Consider the following 2,477-nt stretch of genomic DNA (forward strand, 5'->3'; position numbering starts at 1 on the left):
GAAGCGGCAAGCATGGCGGTGGCGGTCGCCTCCGAGGCGCTCGCCTCGAAATGCACGCCGAGCTCGCCCAGAATGTCCTGCGCGTCGGCGAGCACGTCCATCAGATGGCTGATCGGCGCGCCCTGGTAACCGCCGACATAGCCGACACCGCATTGCAGCAGCGCCTTGGTGATGGCGAGGATGCCTTCGCCCGCGAATTCCTCGCCGGCCCCTAACCTCAGCCTCTCGACTTCCTTGGCAAAAGACCGTTCGGCCATCTCTGCCTCCTTCCGTTGCCGCCGTTAGCTGGCGGCGCGTACGTCAAACTCAAATGTCGTGCTTGCGGATATTCTTCAGCATCTTCTGGAGAATCGCGATCAGCGCGGCATATTCGGCATCGTCGACACCGTCGAACATCGCCTCGAAAGCGTCGTGCATGGCCGGCCATGCGCGGGTGAACAAAGCGCGCCCATCATCGGTCAGGAACACATGGCGGAAGCGGCTGTCGGTGACGCCCTGCTCGCGCCGGACGAGGCCCTGGCCTTCCAGCGTGTCGAGCGTGCGGCTCAAGGTCGATTGCTCGATCACCGTATAGACAGACAGATCGTTGACGGTGACGCCGTCGGTGACTGAGAGCACAGCCAGCGTGCGCACCTGCGGAATGGTCAGGCCCTGCTTGCGGAAATCCTCGCGCAGCGTGGCGTTGTAGCGGCCCATGATGCGGTTCATCAGATAGGGCGCGAACTGCTGCAGGCCGATCTGGCCGAGGGTTGAGATGCGCTGGCGCGTTTCGGGAAGCTTCCCGTCCATCACAGCCTCCCCGCCAGCAGGAAGCCGGAGCCGCCGCCAAGCCCCGCGCCCGGATGGGTTGAGGCGCCGATATGGTAGAGACCCTTGATGCCGGTCTCGTGGTTGCGACTTGCCTTGAACGGCCGCCACAGGAAGGACTGGTCGATTGTCGACGAACCGCCATAGGGGTCGCCGCCGACAAGGTTGATGTTCATCGCTTCGAGATCGGCCGGCGAATAGGCGCGGCGCGCAATGACCGTCTCCCTGAAATCGTCGATGTGGTGGGCGAGGATCGCCTCGACCCGATCGGCAAAGGCTTCGCGCAATGCGTCGCTCCATTGTCCGTCAGCCGGTGTCTCCAACTGGCCCGCCGCATCGCCTTTGATAACGCGCGGCGCTTCGGGCAGTTGCAGCCACAGGATCGCCTTGCCCTCCGGACAGCGCGATGCGTCTAGCGCGTGCGGCTGGCCGACGCAGATGGTCGGCACCTCCGGCAGCAGGCCGCGCACCGCCTCGTTGCAGGCCTTCGAGACACCGTCGAGCCCCGGCGTCAGATGCAGCAGCGCCACCTTGTCGAGACCCTCGCCCCGCCAGGCCGGCGGCTTGTTCAGGGCATAGTGGATCTGGAAGTTGCCTTTGCCATAGCGATAGTCGTTCACTGCCTTGGCGGCGGCCTCCGGCGCATCCTTGCCGAGCAGGCGGCCGTAAAGCTGCGTCGGCGTGACCGAACAGATGACGCTCTCCAATGCCGTCAATGTCTCGCCGGAGGCGAGCTGCACGCCGATGGCGCGGCCATCCTTCCGAGCGATCGAGGCGACATCGGCGTTGACGCGGATGTCGCCGCCACGCTCCTTGATCAGCGCCTCGAAGGCGGCAAGCAGGTTCTTGGCGCCGCCTTTGACGATCGGCGCGCCGGCAGCCTCCAGCGCGAAGGCGATGACCTTGGCGATCTGGCCGGAGAAGGCGTCTTCCGGCCCGAGCCCGGCATGCAGCACCCAGGGCGCCCAGAGCGCGCGGACGGTGTCCGACATGTAGGCGGTCTCCAGCCAGCCACGCGCCGGCACCAGCGCCTCGCCCATGAAAGCGGCGAGGCCGCGCGGGCCGCGCCGCCAGGCCTCGCCGGCCAAGAGCTTCGTCGTCGGATAGGACCAGAGCGCACCGCCGAGCAGGCCGAACAGCAGGCCGGCATTGCGCTCGATCCCGCCGACATCGCCACCGTGACGGTCACCGTCGCCGGAAGCGATCCGGTTCAGCGCCGCGATGTTGGCGGCGCGATCGGTGGTGAGCACGGCATGGCTGCCGTCCGGCCGAAGCACGCCGGTGGGCGTTGCGGTGTGGCAGAACTCCAGCCCATGCCGCGCGAGGTCCTTGCCAAGTGCCGCAAAGGCCGGCGAGGTGATGAACAGCACGAAGGTCGTCGCCATCACATCATGGACGAAGCCCGGCGCCGTGATCTCCTCGGTGCGCATGCAGCCGCCGATGCGGTCGTTGCGCTCGAGCACGAGCACCTTGGCGCTCTTGGCGCCAAGCATGGCCGCACAGACCAGGGCGTTGATGCCACTGCCGACGATGATGTGATCGGCGGCGGTCATCGGCGGTAGTTCCCCGTCTGCGGGAAGTGAGATCCAGTTACCCAGGATGGCGTTCCTTCGCGCCCCCCTCTGCCCTGCCGGGCATCTCCCCCTCTTGGGGGGAGATTGGCTGTCATC

At 66.5% G+C, this 2,477-nt stretch carries 2 protein-coding genes and 1 pseudogene; all 3 read right to left on the bottom strand.

The features are described from left to right. A pseudogene (locus EOA29_RS32995) lies at positions 1-257 on the bottom strand (indolepyruvate ferredoxin oxidoreductase); the annotation flags it as partial. Positions 258-306: 49 nt separating this feature from the next. After that, positions 307-789, bottom strand: coding sequence for a MarR family transcriptional regulator (locus EOA29_RS33000; protein WP_126090418.1), 483 nt, complete (start codon positions 787-789; stop codon positions 307-309). Next, entirely contained in the window at positions 789-2,360 is a 1,572-nt protein-coding gene (locus EOA29_RS33005; RefSeq protein ID WP_126090419.1) for an NAD(P)/FAD-dependent oxidoreductase, read from the bottom strand. Before EOA29_RS33005 ends, EOA29_RS33000 begins: the two co-directional genes overlap by 1 nt. Between the last annotated feature and the right edge of the window lie 117 nt (positions 2,361-2,477).

The organism is Mesorhizobium sp. M1E.F.Ca.ET.063.01.1.1 (assembly GCF_003998155.1).
Classification (GTDB): domain Bacteria; phylum Pseudomonadota; class Alphaproteobacteria; order Rhizobiales; family Rhizobiaceae; genus Mesorhizobium.

What these genes read in the sequence shown, in the direction of transcription:
- EOA29_RS33000 (WP_126090418.1), bottom strand. Translation starts at nt 789, where the DNA reads ATGGACGGGAAGCTTCCCGAAACGCGCCAGCGCATCTCAACCCTCGGC.
- EOA29_RS33005 (WP_126090419.1), bottom strand. Translation starts at nt 2,360, where the DNA reads ATGACCGCCGCCGATCACATCATCGTCGGCAGTGGCATCAACGCCCTG.